This is a genomic window from Aliigemmobacter aestuarii (assembly GCF_004799285.1).
Classification (GTDB): Bacteria; Pseudomonadota; Alphaproteobacteria; order Rhodobacterales; family Rhodobacteraceae; genus Aliigemmobacter; species Aliigemmobacter aestuarii.
This window is the reverse complement of sequence record NZ_SSND01000005.1, coordinates 163058-179046: the sequence shown is the minus strand read 5'-3', so window position 1 is coordinate 179046 and position 15989 is coordinate 163058. Positions and strand designations below refer to the sequence as shown.

The 15989-nt window shown below is 67.2% G+C and carries 14 protein-coding genes; 4 read left to right on the top strand and 10 right to left on the bottom strand.

The window, feature by feature from the left end:
• Positions 1–12: 12 nt before the first annotated feature.
• Positions 13–465 carry a hypothetical protein gene (locus E7811_RS16385; protein ID WP_136395750.1) on the bottom strand — a complete coding sequence of 151 codons (453 nt, stop codon included), beginning with the start codon at positions 463–465 and terminating at the stop codon, positions 13–15.
• A gap of 418 nt (positions 466–883) precedes the next feature.
• On the opposite strand from E7811_RS16385, the gene E7811_RS16380 reads away from it, so the two are divergent.
• Entirely contained in the window at positions 884–1465 is a 582-nt protein-coding gene (locus E7811_RS16380) for a thymidine kinase (RefSeq protein ID WP_136395749.1), read from the top strand.
• On the opposite strand, the gene E7811_RS16375 is transcribed toward E7811_RS16380, so the two are convergent.
• On the bottom strand, positions 1466–2398 hold the full coding sequence (locus E7811_RS16375; protein ID WP_136395748.1) for a DMT family transporter: 933 nt from the start codon (positions 2396–2398) through the stop codon (positions 1466–1468).
• Positions 2399–2495: 97 nt separating this feature from the next.
• On the opposite strand from E7811_RS16375, the gene E7811_RS16370 reads away from it, so the two are divergent.
• Both E7811_RS16370 and E7811_RS16365 read left to right on the top strand, forming a co-directional pair.
• Positions 2496–4127, top strand: a complete 1632-nt coding sequence (locus E7811_RS16370; protein ID WP_136395747.1) for an AMP-binding protein — start codon at positions 2496–2498, stop codon at positions 4125–4127.
• A gap of 76 nt (positions 4128–4203) precedes the next feature.
• Positions 4204–5223: a hypothetical protein gene (locus tag E7811_RS16365; RefSeq protein WP_136395746.1), complete on the top strand. Its 1020-nt coding sequence runs from the start codon at positions 4204–4206 to the stop codon at positions 5221–5223.
• 112 nt (positions 5224–5335) lie between these two features.
• On the opposite strand, the gene E7811_RS16360 is transcribed toward E7811_RS16365, so the two are convergent.
• The 7 genes from E7811_RS16360 to E7811_RS16330 form a co-directional block, all read right to left on the bottom strand.
• Positions 5336–6955, bottom strand: coding sequence for an SPOR domain-containing protein (locus E7811_RS16360; protein WP_136395745.1), 1620 nt, complete (start codon positions 6953–6955; stop codon positions 5336–5338).
• 78 nt (positions 6956–7033) lie between these two features.
• Entirely contained in the window at positions 7034–7666 is a 633-nt protein-coding gene (gene upp / locus E7811_RS16355) for a uracil phosphoribosyltransferase (RefSeq protein WP_136395744.1), read from the bottom strand.
• On the bottom strand, positions 7659–8648 hold the full coding sequence (locus E7811_RS16350) for an adenosine deaminase (RefSeq protein WP_211092136.1): 990 nt from the start codon (positions 8646–8648) through the stop codon (positions 7659–7661). The genes upp and E7811_RS16350 overlap by 8 nt, the downstream gene beginning before the upstream one ends.
• Positions 8645–9865, bottom strand: a complete 1221-nt coding sequence (locus tag E7811_RS16345; protein ID WP_136395743.1) for a phosphopentomutase — start codon at positions 9863–9865, stop codon at positions 8645–8647. The genes E7811_RS16350 and E7811_RS16345 overlap by 4 nt, the downstream gene beginning before the upstream one ends.
• A gap of 2 nt (positions 9866–9867) precedes the next feature.
• Positions 9868–11178 (bottom strand): thymidine phosphorylase, encoded by a 1311-nt coding sequence (locus E7811_RS16340; RefSeq protein WP_136395742.1) that lies wholly within the window; start codon positions 11176–11178, stop codon positions 9868–9870.
• Positions 11175–11567 (bottom strand): cytidine deaminase, encoded by a 393-nt coding sequence (locus E7811_RS16335; RefSeq protein ID WP_136395741.1) that lies wholly within the window; start codon positions 11565–11567, stop codon positions 11175–11177. The genes E7811_RS16340 and E7811_RS16335 overlap by 4 nt, the downstream gene beginning before the upstream one ends.
• A gap of 120 nt (positions 11568–11687) precedes the next feature.
• Positions 11688–12794, bottom strand: a complete 1107-nt coding sequence (locus E7811_RS16330; RefSeq protein WP_211092135.1) for a cupin domain-containing protein — start codon at positions 12792–12794, stop codon at positions 11688–11690.
• Between the two features lie 149 nt (positions 12795–12943).
• Here E7811_RS16330 and E7811_RS16325 point away from each other — a divergent pair, with 149 nt between their 5' ends.
• On the top strand, positions 12944–15223 hold the full coding sequence (locus tag E7811_RS16325; protein WP_136395740.1) for an NADP-dependent malic enzyme: 2280 nt from the start codon (positions 12944–12946) through the stop codon (positions 15221–15223).
• A gap of 211 nt (positions 15224–15434) precedes the next feature.
• Here the strand turns inward: E7811_RS16325 and E7811_RS16320 are convergent, their stop codons facing one another.
• The gene (locus E7811_RS16320; protein WP_136395739.1) at positions 15435–15878 is read right to left on the bottom strand and encodes a hypothetical protein; all 444 of its coding nucleotides are present in this window, start codon (positions 15876–15878) and stop codon (positions 15435–15437) included.
• Between the last annotated feature and the right edge of the window lie 111 nt (positions 15879–15989).

Here is a 15989-nt window from a genome sequence, read left to right as displayed (position 1 = left end):
CGGGCGGCAGGATCAGCTGACCTCTTCTTCGAGGTTCAGCTTCATTTCCAGCAACACCTTCTGGATTTCCAGCGTCTCGCGCAGAAGCCGCTTCGCCTCGTTGATCGATATGCGCCCGTCGCCGATGGCCTGGTTGTATTCGGCCATCAGCATCGCAAAGCGCTGCGACAGCGCGACCACGTCGGCGTTGATCCCGCCCGACTGCGCGTTCCGCCGTTCCGAGTCGTAGGAAAGCGTGATCCCGCGCAGGTCGGCCAGCGCCGATGTCACATGCGGAAAGCGTGCTGCACTTTCCAGTGCGGCCACCACGTCAATCGGCATGAACCGATCCCCGTGTTCGTCAGCGTCCGAATAATACCGCCCCAGCGTGGCCTTGGATTTTCCCGTCAGTTCGCAGGCGGCCTCGATCCCGACGTCCTTCACCAGGGCCTCGGTATGTTTCTTGAGGTAGTTGGCGATGCTCATGACAGTCCTTCACACTTCCGGGGCGGACCCCGGGGAAAACGCGCCCGTCTTTCCCATTAATGGCGTGGTAACGAAATGTCATTCAGAATCCAGTTCCGGGAAACCGGAACAGTAACGAGTGGCCGGTGTCCCCAGCATCGGCATGGGTGGGGGTCCGCCGTGCATTAGTCCCCAGTGGGATGGTTCGACGGTGTGTTTTCGCCGGCCGCGCGGTGGACCCGTCTGCAAGTGTGATGGTGTTTTCCGGCCATCCCTCGGGCTTTGGCCCTAGTCGGAAAGGTATCAGTGACGCAGTCGACCGCCGCGCCCCCTTCCCTGGTTCCGGTGCACGAAAAACGAAGCCACCACAGGAAAGCGGACCTCCACCCCACTCGCGACACATCTTGCCGCGGGCGGGGCGACTGGCGTAATCGGGGGCATGGCCAAGCTCTATTTCCACTACTCGACGATGAACGCGGGGAAATCGACCCTGCTTTTGCAAGCCTCGCACAATTACCGCGAGGGCGGGATGCAGACCTATCTGGTCACCGCCCGGCTGGATCACCGCGCGGGCGAGGGCCGCATCGCCAGCCGGATCGGCATCGGCGAAGACGCCGACACCTTCGCGCCGGACGAGGACATGTTCGAAAAGCTGAAGGCGCGGCTGGAACGGGGGCCTGTGGCCTGTGTATTCGTCGATGAAGCGCAATTCCTGTCGAAAGAGCAAGTCTGGCAACTGGCCCGCGCGGTGGATGACCTGAAGGTTCCGGTGATGTGCTACGGGCTGCGGGTGGATTTCCAGGGCAACCTCTTTCCCGGATCGGCCGCCCTTCTGGCCTGGGCCGACGAGATGCGTGAGGTCCGCACGATCTGCCATTGCGGCAAGAAGGCCACGATGGTGGTTCGCAAGGGCCCCGACGGCCGCGCCCTGCGCGAGGGCGAACAGGTGGTGATCGGCGGCAACGACACGTATCAGAGCCTCTGCCGCCGCCACTGGCGCGAGGCGGTAGGCGACCGTTAGCTAGGCCGCCACCGGCGTTTCCTGCTGGCGCGCGCGCAGGGCGATCATCACCCCGGCCAGCGTGATCAGCGCCATCCCAACGATGGCAAGCAGGGTCAGCCGTTCGCCCCAGATGATCCAGCCCCAGATGGCCGAGGCGGGCAGGATGACATATTCAAGAACCGAGGCGCGGCCCGCATCCGTCAGTTGATAGGCGCGGATCATGCACCCCACGCCGATCAGCGACCCTGCCGCCTGCACGCAGGTCCAGAACCAGAAGGTGCCCGACAGGGGCCAGACCGCCCCCCGCTGCACGAAACCGGCCACCCCTTCCGGCACCGGAACGGACACCAGCGCCAGAACGACCATGCCGATCGCCCCAAGGATGCCGAGCCCCATGAAGAAGCCCCCCAGAAGCGTGCCGGCGGTTTCTTGCCCGCACCATTCCCGTGTGGCGACATTCCCCATCGCATATAGCGCGCCCGCGACCACCGGCAGAAGCGCCGCCACCGACGCGCCGCCCATTGCCTCGGGCCCGAGAACAAGGATGACCCCCAGAAAGCCGATCGCCACCGCGATGATCCGGACCGGCCCGATCGCATGTCCGAACATGAAGCGCGAGATCAGCAGGACGAAAATCGGCGCCGTGAACAGCCCTGCGGCGACCTGCGCCACCGGAAGGAAGGCCAGGCAGCCGAAATAGATCAGCATGGCCATCCCGTGAATCGCCGACCGGGCGACCACCGCGCCGGTGTTGACCGGACGCAACCGCATCCCGATCACCATCGCCGCGACGATCAGCATCGGAACGGCCAGCGCGGTGCGGGTGAAATGGAACTGCCACAGACCGGCTTCGGCGGCGATGACGCGCACGTAATTGTCCGTAAAGCCGATGAAGCTGGCATAGAACAGGATCAGCCCTGCGGCAGCCAGCGTGCGGTCATTCTGTGGCATGGGGTGGTATCTCGTTGTTTCGCCTTTTCAAGAAGCCCGTCGCGTCGCACACTGCCCGCCGGTTTGCGACATCTTGCGGACATCTTGGAGGGATTCGATGGGTTGGTTGCCGGATGAGACGGGGCTGGAACGCTGCGCGGCGAATTATGTCCCGCTTTCGCCCCTGTCGCACCTGAACCGCGCGGCCGATATCTTTGGCCACCGCACCGCCCTTGTCTGGAAAGGCACCCGGCGCAGCTATGCCGAACATGCCGCGCGCTGCCGGGCGCTGGCCTCGGCCCTTGCGGGGCGGGGCGTGGCGCCGGGCGATGTGGTGGCCACGCTTTTGCCGAACGTCCCCGCCCAGGCCGAGGCGCATTTCGGCGTGCCCGGCGCCGGGGCGATCCTGAACACGATCAACACGCGGCTCGATGTCGATACGGTCGCCTATATCTTCGGTCATGCCGGGGCAAAGATCGTGCTGGTTGACACCGCCTTTCTGAAACTGGCCGAGGACGCGATCAAGGCGATGTCGGGCCCGGCCCCGCAGATCATCGAATGTGCCGATCGCGAGGCGGGCTTCGCCCCCTCGGGCCATTATCTGGAGTATGAGGAGCTTCTGGCCGAAGGCGATCCCGCCCGCCCGTTCCTGATGCCCGAGGACGAATGGGAATCGATCGCCATCAACTACACATCCGGCACCACCGGACGGCCCAAGGGCGTGGTCTATCACCATCGCGGCGCCTATCTGGCGACGACGGCGAACGTCATCGGCTGGCGGATGCAGCTTTTCCCGGTGTACCTGACGATCGTGCCGCTGTTTCACTGCAACGGCTGGTGCCACACCTGGATGATCCCGATGATGGGCGGAACGCTGGTCTGCTGCCGCGACATCACCGCGAAGGCGATCTATGACAGCATCGCCGACGAGGGCGTCACCCATTTCGGTGGCGCGCCGATCGTGCTGAACACGATCATCAACGCCCGCGCCGAAGACCGCCGGACGTTTTCCCATGTGATCGAGGTCTTCACCGCCGGCGCCCCGCCCCCCGCCGCGACGCTGGCCGCCTTCGAACCCCTGGGGTTCAACGTGACGCAGGTCTACGGGCTGACGGAAACCTACGGCCCGGCGACGGAATGCCTGTGGCAGACCGAATGGGATGCCGCCACGGGCGACGACCGCGCCGCGCTGAAGGCGCGCACCGGCGTTTCGATGGCCATGCTGGAAGGGGCCGAGGTGCATGACAGCCAGGGCCAGCCCGTGCCGCGCGACGCTGCCCACCTGGGCGAGATCGCGATGCGCGGCAACCTGGTGATGAAGGGTTATTACAAGAACCCTCAGGCCACGCGCGAGGCGTTCAAGGGCGGATGGTTCCGGTCGGGCGACATCGCCTTCCAGCATCCCGACGGCTATCTGAAGATCACCGACCGCGCCAAGGACATCATCATCTCGGGCGGCGAAAATGTAAGCTCGGTCGAGGTCGAGGGCATCCTGATGAAGCACCCCGCCGTGCTCCTTTGTGCCGTCGTCGCCAAGCCGGACGACAAATGGGGCGAGGTGCCCTGCGCCTTCGTCGAGCTGAAGGACGGCGCCACCGCAACCGAGGCTGATCTGATCGCGCATTGCCGCGCGCATCTGGCGGGGTTCAAGACGCCCAAGCATATCGTCTTTGCCGACCTGCCGAAGACCTCGACCGGCAAGATCCAGAAGTTCGAATTGCGCGCCGTGGCCAAGCTGATCGGGCAATGATGCAGGGCGATTGTTCCGGGCGGGGGATTTGTCTATCCTGCCCCGCAACCGGATTACGAGCAGGCCGCAGCCGCGCATGACCGCGCTGAAGAAATACGCCAGACTGGAATGCCTTGGCCTTTGGCGCGAGACGCCCGAGGCGCAGCGGCGTGACGTCGTCGTCAATTTCGGCGAGGCATCTCTGATCCTGTCGGACCCGCGCACCGAAACCGCGCTGACGCATTGGTCGCTGCCTGCGATCCTGCGCCTGAACGCGGGCGGGACACCGGCGCTTTACGCCCCCGGCGAGGATGCGGCCGAAAGCCTTGAACTGGACGATCCCGAGATGATCGAGGCGCTGGAGACGGTGCACAGCGCGCTGGAATCCGCCCGCCCCCATCCGGGGCGACTGCGCACCGTGATCACCGCGGGGCTTGTGGCGGGCCTTGGGGCGCTGGCGGTGTTCTGGTTGCCCGGCACATTGATGTCGCATACCGCCTCGGTCCTGCCGACGGCCACGCGCGAACATATCGGCACGCTTGCCCTGAACGACCTGGCCCGGCTCACCGGTGCCCCCTGCGCCGATCCGTCCGGGCAACGGGCACTGGCCCGTTTCGCAACCGCCGTCTTCGGGGCGAACCCGCCGCGCCTGGCGGTCGTGCCCGATGGTCCAGTCCTGGCGCTGCATCTTCCGGGGCGGCTGATCGTGATGCATCGCAGCCTGTTCGAGGATCACGACGGCCCCGAGGTGGCGGCGGGATATGCGCTGGCCGCGTCCCTGCGGGGCGGGGCGGCGGACCCGATGCTGCCGCTTCTCGATCATGCCGGAGTGCGCGCCACGCTGGGGCTGCTGACCTCGGGCGAGTTCGACGAGGGCAGCCTTTCGCATTACGGCGAACGCCTGCTGAAGGAACCGCTTGCCCCGGTGGCCGATGCCGACCTTCTGGCGGCCTTCGCCGCGGCCTCGCTGTCGTCCAGCCCCTATGCCTATGCGCTGGACAAGTCCGGCGAAACGACGCTTGGCCTGATCGAGGCCGATCCCTTCCCAAACGGCACCGAAAGGCCGGCCCTTTCGGATGGCGACTGGATCAGCCTCAGGGCGATCTGCGCCAACTGACCCACCCTTGCCAAAAAGAAAGGACCCCCCTGAAGATCAGGAGGGTCAGAAGAGTCTTCACTGCCCGATGTCCGGCCCGCTTTGACGGGTCCGTGGCCTTTTGCCGTTGCGACTATCGGATGAATGCATCCGCGAACCCGGCGCGCCGGGCTGCGTTGAGGGCGGATCGGGCCGACCCGCCGTCGGCGAACGGTCCGGTCAGGACAATCTGCATCGCCTGCCCGCCCCGGGTGATCTTTGCCGTCCCGATGGGAAGGCCCGCTGCCCGCAGCCGGGCCTTGGCGGCATCCGCGTTCGCCGGCTGGCCGAAGGTGCCGATCTGGACGTAAATCCCGCCCTGCCCGGCCGACTTTACGCCCGAATTCACGGTGGCCTTGGGCGTCGCCTTGGCCGAAACCGATACCTTCGACGCGGCGGCCTTCGGTGCGGCGGGTTCAAGCGCGGTGGATTTCGACGACACGACGACAACCCGCCGGGGCACGGCATCGCGCGGCACAAGGCGCGCGGGAACCTCGCGCGTCCAGACCATGTCCTGCTGCATCTGGCCTTCGATCGTGCCATAGCCGCGCATCGGGTTCAGCCGCCCGTCGCGCCACGCGGGGCGGTATCCCTTGGGAACATGGGTCACGCCCGGCACGGTGGACGGGTCGGAATAGGTCACGGCACCGCCCTTGGTGCCCAGCATCCAGGCGTCATAGCCACGGGCGGACGCAATCGCGGGGGCCGTCACACCGGGGGCCACCTGGACCTGCGCCGGGCCAGTCGCGCGGGCGCCAGACGCGCGGGCGGCAGACGCGCGGGCGGCAGACGCGGCCCGTGTCGAAGGCGCGGGAACGACCGAGGCGCCACCGCCGCTGTAATATGTCTTGCCACCGGCCTCGACCGCGCCCTGCAACTGCCATGCGGCAAAACCGCTGGCCGAGGCGATGATCGGGGCCTGGATCCCGTCAAGCGAGCCATCGCCGCGCGTGCAAAGCACGACGCTGCGCCCGTCATTGGTGCGGAAACGCTTTGCAACCGGCACAGAGGGATCGCAGGCCATGGCCATCCCGGCAGCCATGCCGCCGGAGGCACCGCTGGATACACCGCCGGGAACCACCAGCGGCGTCGGGCGCGCGGCGCGTTCCTGAGCATGCAACTGGGCATAGATGGCGGTACTGTCACCGACATAGGCGGGCGCGGGCGCGGCGGCCACAGCGACCGGGGCAGGTGCCGCGCGGGATCCGGGGCCGGGGATCACGGTGGGGGCCGGTGCCGGGCTGGGGGCAGCCCCGCCACCAAGGCGCAACTGCGGCGCGGCTGCGCGGGCGACTTGCACCGGCGCGGCGGCGACCGGGGCCGAGGGGCCCGTGATGACGGTCGGTTCGGGCCGGGGACTGGGGGCCGATGCTGTCACAGGCGCGGCGGCGCGGGCGACGGTCGTCGCGGCGGGGGACTGGGCCGGGGCTGGGACAGCCCTGGGCACGGGCGCGGGGGATGTTCCGGCCGTCTGCGTGCGGGGATAGCCGCAAAGCGGCTTGCGGTCGCGCGTCACGCGCGCCACCCAGCTCACCGTGCCGCCATATCCCGCGCGAAGAAAGACGCACCCCCGGCTATCGACATAGGACTGGCCCTTGTAGCTCGGCGGGGGAAGCTCCGCCGGGCCGCCGATGCTGCGCACCGATTGCGCATCGGCGGCATGGACCCCTGCGACAGCCGCGAACAATGCGGCGGAAATAACCCTGAACAGCATGACTACCCCCATGTAGACGGGCGGAATCATGCGGCACTATTGTTTCCGAGTAAACCCCTGATTCGGGGTGGCGCCCCCTTATTTTGTACCGAACATCCGGTCGCCCGCATCCCCTAGCCCGGGGACAATATATCCATGGTCGTTCAGGTGGCTGTCTACTGCCGCTGTGACGATCGGCACATCCGGATGGGCCTCTTCCATGCGCTTGATGCCCTCGGGCGCCGCCAGCAGGCACAGGAAGCGGATATTCTTCGCACCCGATTGTTTCAAAAGCGAAATCGCCGCAGCGCTGGAATTGCCGGTGGCCAGCATCGGATCGACGACGATGGTGATGCGGTCCTCAAGCTGGTCGGGCAGCTTACAGTAATACTGCACCGGCTGCAGCGTCTCGGGGTCGCGGTAAAGCCCGATAAAGCCCACACGCGCCGCCGGGATCAGTTCGAGGATTCCGTCCAGCAGGCCGTTGCCCGCCCGCAGGATCGACACCAGCGCCAGTTTCTTGCCGTCGATGGTGGGCGCCTTCATGGTCTGCAACGGGGTTTCGATATCCACCTCGGTCATCGGCAGTTCGCGCGTCACCTCATAGGCCAGAAGCAGGCTGATCTCGCGCAGAAGCCTGCGGAAGCCTGCTGTCGAGGTGTTCTTGTCGCGCATGATCGACAGTTTGTGCTGCACCAGCGGGTGATCGACGACGGTAAGATGGTCAAGCATGGGCAGCCTCCAGTTTCTTGGCGATGGTGGTCTTGGTCTTGCTGTCGCAAAAGGCCGCGTCAAGCGCGGTCCGGGAGAGCGTTTCGAACACGCCCGCGTCCCAGTCGAAGGCATCGGCCAGACGGTCGTATTCGCGGGTCATCGTCGTGTGGAAGAAGGGCGGGTCGTCGGTGGATACCGTGACCTTCACGCCCCGGTCGTAAAGCTGGCCGATCGGATGGGCGCGCCATGTCGGATAGATCCCGAGCGCGATGTTCGATCCCGGGCAGACCTCAAGCACCGTGCCGCGTTCCGCCAGCTCATCGACCAGCACCAGATCCTCGATCGCGCGGACACCGTGGCCGATGCGTTCGACCCGCAGATCGTTCAGCGCATCGCGCACGCTGTCTGGCCCGCCCCATTCGCCCGCATGCGCCGTCAGCCGCAGCCCGGCCTCGCGCGCGCAGTCGAAGGACCACAGGAAATCCCGGGGCTTGCCCGCCTTTTCATCCCCCGCGATGCCGAACCCCACGATCCAGTCGCCGGCGGTTTCAGCCGCACAGACCGCCGTTTCGCGCGCCTTCTCGGGACCGAAATGGCGGATGCAGGTGATGATGCCGCGCAGGATGATGCCGTCCTGCCGTTCGGCCTGATCGGCGGCCTCGCGGATCGCGTGCAGATATTCGCGCCAGGCCCCCAGATCGCGCCCGCCGCAGAAATCTGGCGACAGGAAGCATTCCGAATAGATCACGCCCGAGGCCGCGCTTTCCTCAAGCACGGCGCGGGTCAGGCGGGCATAGTCCGAAGGCGAGGTCAGAACGCTGGTGGCGGCCTCGTAGACCTTCAGGAAATCCCAGAAATCCTTGTAGCGGTAGTTCCCGGCCTCGTCGAAGATGCCCGAGATGTCGATCTTCTTTTCCTGCGCAAGTCCCCGGATGAAGGCGGGGGGGGCCGCGCCCTCCAGATGCAGGTGAAGTTCGAGTTTCGGCAGATCGCGTGTCACAGAAAGCTCCTTGCGGGGGGCTGGCCGGTGGCCTGGGCTGCAACCGGAACCGGCACGCCCAGATGGGCGGCCACCGATGCCGCGACATCGGCGAAAGCGCAATGGCCGATCTCGCCCCGGCCCGCACCCGCACAAAGAACCGGCACGCGTTCGCGGGTGTGGTCGCTGCCCCGCCAGGTCGGATCGTTGCCATGGTCGGCGGTGAAGATCGCCAGATCGTCGGGCCTCAGCCCTGAAAGGAAGGTGCCCGCCTCGGCATCGAACCATTCCAGCGCGCGCGCATATCCCGCCACGTCGCGGCGATGGCCATAAAGGCTGTCGAACTCGACGAAATTCGCAAATGTCAGCGAACCCTCTTCGGCCTCGTCCAAAAGCCTGTGCATATGTTGGAAAAGATCCGCATCCGACTTGCCCTTGTGCAGCGCGCCGATCCCCCGCATCGAGAAGATGTCGCCGATCTTTCCCACCGCATGCGTGGCCCGACCGGCCCCTGTCACCCAGTCCAGAAGTGTGGGCGCGGGCGGCGCGATGGCGAAATCCTTGCGGTTCGGCGTGCGCCGGAAATCCCCGCACCCGCCGGTGAAGGGCCGCGCGATCACCCGCCCCACCTTCATGGCATGCAGATGTGGCGCAAGGTCGGCGCACAGCTTCAAGAGCCGGTCCAGCCCGAACGCCTCTTCATGCGCGGCAATCTGAAAGACGCTGTCGGCGCTGGTGTAGCAGATCGGCCAGCCTGTACGTAGGTGTTCGGCGCAATGTTCCTCGATGATCGGCACGCCCGAGGCGTGGCAATTGCCAAGGATGCCCTCGGTGCCTGCCAGGTCGCAGACCCGGCGCACCAGATCGGGCGGAAAGGCGGGGACGGTATTCGGGAAGTAGTGCCAATCCCACGGCACGGGCACCCCGGCCAGTTCCCAATGGCCCGACGGCGTGTCCTTTCCGCGCGATACCTCGGTGGCGGCCCCCCACCGCCCCTCGGGCGCGGCATCCAGCCCCGGCGCCGCCTGACCCGAGGCCAGACGGATCGCGGCCCCCAGACCAAGGGCATCGAGGTTGGGCATCCGCAACGGGCCGGCGCGGCCCGTGTCGGCCCGTCCCGCGGCACATTCTGCGGCGATATGGCCCAGTGTGTTGGCGCCTTCGTCGCCGAAGGCCGCCGCGTCGGGCGCACCGCCGCAGCCGACGCTGTCCATCACGATCAGGAAGGCGCGCGGCATGGTCAGGCGATCCTTTCATAGATCAGGGGCGGCTCGGCGGGCGGGCTGTCGGCCAGCCGATAGGCGGCCTGCACGGCGGCCACCGCTTCGTCCGCGGCCTCGCGGGTGGCGGCGTGGACAAGGGCCAGCGGCACGCCCTGCCCCACGTCATCGCCGATCCCCGCAAGGTCCGAAAGGCCAACCGCGGGGTTGATCCGGTCGCCATCGCGCAGCCGCCCGCCACCAAGGCGCACGACCGCATGGCCAAGGCCGCGCCCGTCGATGGCCGAAACATGGCCCGACCGGGGGCTTGGCACCTCGACCACCACCGGGGCCGATGGCAGGCGATCCGCCCAACGGCTGGTGAAATCGGCAGGCCCGCCCTGCGCCGCGACCATGCGCCCGAACCATTCGGCGGCCTGCCCGCTTTCCAGCACCTGCGCGATCGCCTCCTCGCCTTCCTGCGGGCCAGCGGCAAGCCCCGCCAAGGCCAGCGCCTCGCCGCCAAGCGCGACCGTCACATCCCAGAGCGCGGGATTGACCGATGTGCCGGTCAGGGTTTCCATCACCTCGATCACTTCAAGCGCATTACCCGCCGCGCTTGCCAGCGGCTGCGACATGTCGGTGATCAGCGCGCTGGTCCGGCAGCCCGCGCCATTGGCGGTATCGACCAGAGACCGGGCCAGCGCGCGGCTGTCCTCCATCCGGACCATGAAGGCGCCCGAGCCCGTCTTGACATCCAGCACCAGCGCCTGAAGCCCCGCCGACAGTTTCTTGGACAGGATCGAGGCAGTGATCAGGTCGATCGATTCCACCGTGGAGGTCACGTCGCGGATGGCATAGAGCCGCCGATCGGCGGGCGCGATTTCCGCGCTGGCCGACACGATGGCGCAGCGCAGGGTAGCGGTCTGGGCGCGGAACTCGTCTTCGGAAAGCCCGGTGCGGAAGCCGGGAATGGCCTCGAGCTTGTCCAGCGTTCCGCCCGTATGGCCAAGCCCCCGCCCCGAGATCATCGGCACATAAGCCCCGCAGGCGGCCAGCGCGGGGGCCAGCAGCAGCGACGTGCAATCGCCGATGCCCCCCGTCGAATGCTTGTCGATGACCGGGCCGGGCAGGTCCCAGGACAGGACCTTGCCGGAATCGCGCATGCCTTCGGTCAGCGCGACGCGGCCCTCCTCGCCCAAGCCCTTCAGCAGCACCGCCATCGCGAAGGCACCGGCCTGTGCGTCCGTGACATGGCCTGACGCCAGCCCCGAGGCGAACCACCGCAGATCCCCGGCCGAGGGCTGCCCGCCGTCGCGGATCGTGGCGATGATGCTGCGGGCGTCGGTCATGCGCGGTCCATGTGGGCTGCGGTGAAGACGCCGGGCAGAAGTTCGGCCACGGTCATCGCCTTCTGCTTGCCGTCCGTGGTGCAAAGCGTGACCCGGACATCTGGCGCTGCGAATTCGGCGATCTTCTGTCGGCAACCGCCGCAGGGCGGCACCGGTTCGGGACTGTCGGCAATGACGAAGACCTCGGCGATCACCGTGTCGCCGCCCGCCACCATCGCGGCGATCGCCCCCGCCTCGGCGCAGGTGCCTTCGGGATAGGCGACGTTTTCCACGTTACACCCCTGATAGACGGCGCCCGAGGCCGCCCGGAGGGCCGCGCCGACCTTGAAGCGGGAATAAGGGGCATAGGCGCGTTCGCGCACCTCGGTTGCGGATTGCAGCAGCGACATTGGACGGCCCTTCCATTTGACCAACGGGTCAGAGTGTGCGGCGCGCCGCCGCGTTATGCAAGCGGCGGCGCGGCGTCAGGGCCGGGGGGCCAGCCCCCCGGACCCCCCGGGGTATTTGGATCAGGTTGAAGATCCGCTCAGGGTCGTCGTGAATGTGCCGGGCAGCGACACTTCGAGCAGTTCAAGGTCTGCGGTCGGGTCGGCATAGCGTGTGGCCATGCCGGGGGGCGTGACGAAGGCGTCGCCGGGCGAGAGGCGGAACGGCTCTTTCCCCTCGCCCTCGAGCGTCATGCCGCCCTGCATGACGAAGGTGAACAGGATATCGGCATCATGGCGTGTCCAGGGCGCGGGGCCGCCCGAGGGACGCGCGACCATCACCCCGGCCACGCCCTTGGTGTTGGCGTTGATCGTGGTGTCGCGGGCGACGAAGCCGGGGATGCGGAACCGGGTGAAGGCCCCCGTAGCCCCGACATTGTGGACGAAGCGCTGGCCCTGCCATTCGCGGTCCGGGCGCAGATGCGGGGTGGGCAGGGCCATCTCGTGGTCGATTTCGGTCACATGCTCGGCCGGTACGCCGATCTCGATCACCTCGATCCCGTCCGAGGCTTCCAGCACGCGGTGGCGAATCTCGGGCGGCTGGATGAAGCAGTCGCCGGGATGCAGGCGGATCGGGCCGCCCTGATCCTCGTAGACGACATCGACCCAGCCGTTGATGCAGAAGATGAGCTGGAAGCCGACCTTGTGGAAATGGACCATGTCGGGCACGGGGCCACCGTCAGGGATGCGGATGTGGCTGGCGATGACCGCGCCGCCCAGACGGGACGGCACCAGATCGCGGTATTGCATCCCCGCCCGCCCGATGATCCAGGGCGCCTGATCGGCAAGCCTGCGCACCACGAAGGCATGTTCGGTGGGCGGCAGGACAAGCGGCGGATTGGCCGCGTCGATCTCGATCCGCGTGCCGTTCGGGGCGACGAGTTCGCGAGCGCCCTCGGCGAAGGCCGGATCGTCGGTCAGGATGCGGATCGTGCCGGGCGCCTCGGGCGCGCCCTTTTCGATCCGCAGGCGCAGCCCGTGGCCCGAAAGCACCGCGACCGATGGATTGTCGGCCGGATAGATCATGTCCAGCCGGAAGCCCAGGACCCGGGTGTAGAAAGGCAGGTCGTCGCGCAACTCTTCGGTCGGCAGGCGGATTTCGGCCCGGGTTTCTGCGATGGTCGCGCTCATGCGGTTCCCCTTGGTGTCGTCACGGCTTTGCGGCAGAGTGGGGCGCGCATGCCGGATTTGCAAGCGGGCGCGCAAACGGCTTTGATCGCAGGGGACCTTGCGGTTTTCTCAAGATGGTTTAAGGGTAAACCATATTTCGGGAGGATGGAATGGAAGACGCACGCCAGGACAACGCACGGCAGGCCGCGCTGGACTATCACGAGTTTCCGAAGCCCGGAAAGCTGGAGATTCGCGCCACCAAGCCGCTTGCGAACGGGCGCGACCTGTCGCGCGCCTACAGCCCCGGCGTGGCCGAGGCCTGCCTTGAGATCAAGGCCGATCCCACGACGGCAAGCCGTTATACTTCAAGGGGCAACCTGGTGGCGGTCGTGTCGAACGGCACCGCCGTTCTGGGCCTTGGCAACATCGGCGCGCTGGCCTCGAAGCCGGTGATGGAAGGCAAGGCCGTGCTGTTCAAGAAGTTCGCCAACATCGATTGTTTTGACATTGAACTGAATGAACCCGACCCGGTCAAGCTGGCCGAGATCGTCTGCGCGCTGGAGCCCACCTTCGGCGCGATCAACCTGGAAGACATCAAGGCGCCCGACTGCTTCATCGTCGAAAAGCTGTGCCGCGAGCGGATGAACATCCCCGTCTTCCACGACGACCAGCACGGCACCGCCATCGTCGTGGGCGCGGCCGCGACCAACGCGCTGAAGATCGCGGGCAAGCGGTTCGAGGATATCCGCATCGTCTCGACCGGCGGCGGGGCGGCGGGGATCGCCTGCCTCAACATGCTCCTGAAGCTGGGGGTGCGGCGCGAGAACGTCTGGCTTTGCGACATCCACGGTCTGGTCTACGAGGGCCGGGCCGAAGACATGAACCCGCAGAAGGCGGCCTTTGCGCAAAAGACCGACCTGCGCACCCTGGACGAGGTGATCGAAGGGGCCGACATGTTCCTGGGCCTGTCCGGCCCCGGCGTGCTGACCCCCGCGATGGTGGCGCGCATGGCCAAGGCGCCGATCATCTTCGCGCTTGCCAACCCCACGCCGGAAATCCTGCCCGACGAGGTGCGCAGCGTGGCGCCCGAGGCGATCATCGCCACCGGCCGCAGCGACTTTCCCAATCAGGTCAACAACGTGCTTTGCTTCCCCTTCATCTTCCGGGGGGCGCTGGACGTGGGCGCGACGCAGATCAACGACGAGATGCAGCTTGCTTGCATCGAAGGGATCGCGGCCCTTGCCCGCGCCACCACCAGCGCCGAGGCCGCCGCCGCCTATCGCGGGGAAAAGCTGGCCTTCGGGCCGGAATACCTGATCCCGAAACCCTTTGACCCGCGCCTGATCGGCGTGGTGGCCAGCGCCGTGGCGAAGGCCGCGATGGAGTCGGGCGTGGCCACGCGGCCGATCGCGGACCTGCCCGCCTACCGCCAGAAGCTGGACGGCTCGGTGTTCAAGTCCGCGCTGATCATGCGGCCGGTCTTCGAGGCGGCGCGCAAGGCCACGCGGCGGATCGTCTTTGCCGAGGGCGAGGATGAACGGGTGCTGAGGGCCGCCAACGCGATGATCGAGGAAACGACGGATGCCCCGATCCTGATCGGCCGTCCCGAGGTGATCGCCCGGCGCGCGGAACGGGCAGGCCTGCCGATCCGCCCCGACCGCGATTTCGAGATCGTGAACCCCGAAAGCGACCACCGTTATCGCGACTACTGGTCGACCTATCACGAACTGATGGAACGGCGCGGCGTCACGCCCGACATCGCGCGCGCCGTCCTGCGGACGAACACCACCGCCATCGCGGCGATCGCCGTGCACCGCGGCGATGCCGACAGCATGATCTGCGGCACCTTCGGGCAATACCTGTGGCATCTGAACTATGTCGATCAGGTTCTCGGACGCGGGGGGCTGACGCCGCATGGCGCGCTGTCGCTGATGATCCAGGAGGACGGGCCGCTGTTCGTGGCCGATACCCATGTGAACGCCGTGCCCACGCCCGAACAGATCGCCACCACGATCTGCGGCGCGGCGCGCCATGCCCGGCGCTTTGGCGTGACGCCGAAGGTGGCGCTGTGTTCCCATTCCAACTTCGGCAACCTCGACACGGATTCGGGCCGCCGGATGCGGGCGGCACGCGAGATCCTCGATGCGAAGGGCGTGGATTTCGTCTTCGAGGGCGAGATGAGCGCGGATGCCGCCCTGGATCCCGATCTGCGGGCGCGCATCTTCCCCAACACGCGGATGGAAGGGGCGGCAAACATCCTGGTCTTTGCCTACACCGATGCCGCCAACACGGCGCGCAACATGCTCAAGCTGAAGGCGGGCGGGCTTGAGGTGGGGCCGATCCTGATGGGGATGGGCAACAAGGCGCATATCGTGACGCCCTCGATCACGGCGCGGGGGCTTCTGAACATCTCGGCCCTGGCGGGGACACCGGTGCATTTCTACGGATGATGCGGGCAGCCGGGCAACCGGCGCCGATCCTGCTTCTGCCGGTGGGACGCAACCGGGGGCATCGCCCGAAGCGCAGGCGCGCCTGCTCCGACAGCGCCTGATGTTTCCTGCGCCGCATCCGGCCCGGATGCTTGGCCTGTCAGACCCGCGCCTGCGCTTTCAGCGGGGGGCCGTGCCGCGCGGGCGACGACCCCGTCCAGCCTTGGCTACTTCAAAGCGGCGAGATGCTGCCCGACATGCGCCGGTTGCCGCGCTCGGGTCCCAGCCCTTCGACCGTGATCCGGTCGCCCGCGATGCTGACCGCCGCGCATTGTTCCGACGGGTCGTCCGACGCCATCCCGCCAAGCCGCAGGTCGGCAAGGCAAAGCCTGTCGCCTTCGGCACGCCAGCGATAGGTCAGGTCGAGGCCCCCGTACTGCATGTCGCCTGTCCCGTCCCGCCGCAGGCGCATGACCATCGGCCCGGCAGCGGGATCGGCGGCGGCATCCGTCACCGCAAGGTCAAGTCGCGTTTGGGCCAGCCGTCCCGCCAGCCCGTCGCCCCCCGTCGCCGTGTTGCCCCCCGTCGCCGTGCCTCCCCCGCCATCCGAGACGCAGCCCGAACCGATGGCAAGGGAACAGACCGCAACCAGCACCACCCTGTTCAACACGCTCATACGATCCTCCGTTCCGTTGTCCGCAAGAGAAACGCAAGCCTCGGCCACGCGCCAAGGCCCTGTCAACCTGGGATGGGCCGGTTTCGGGCCGATGGGCATTGGCGCGAATCT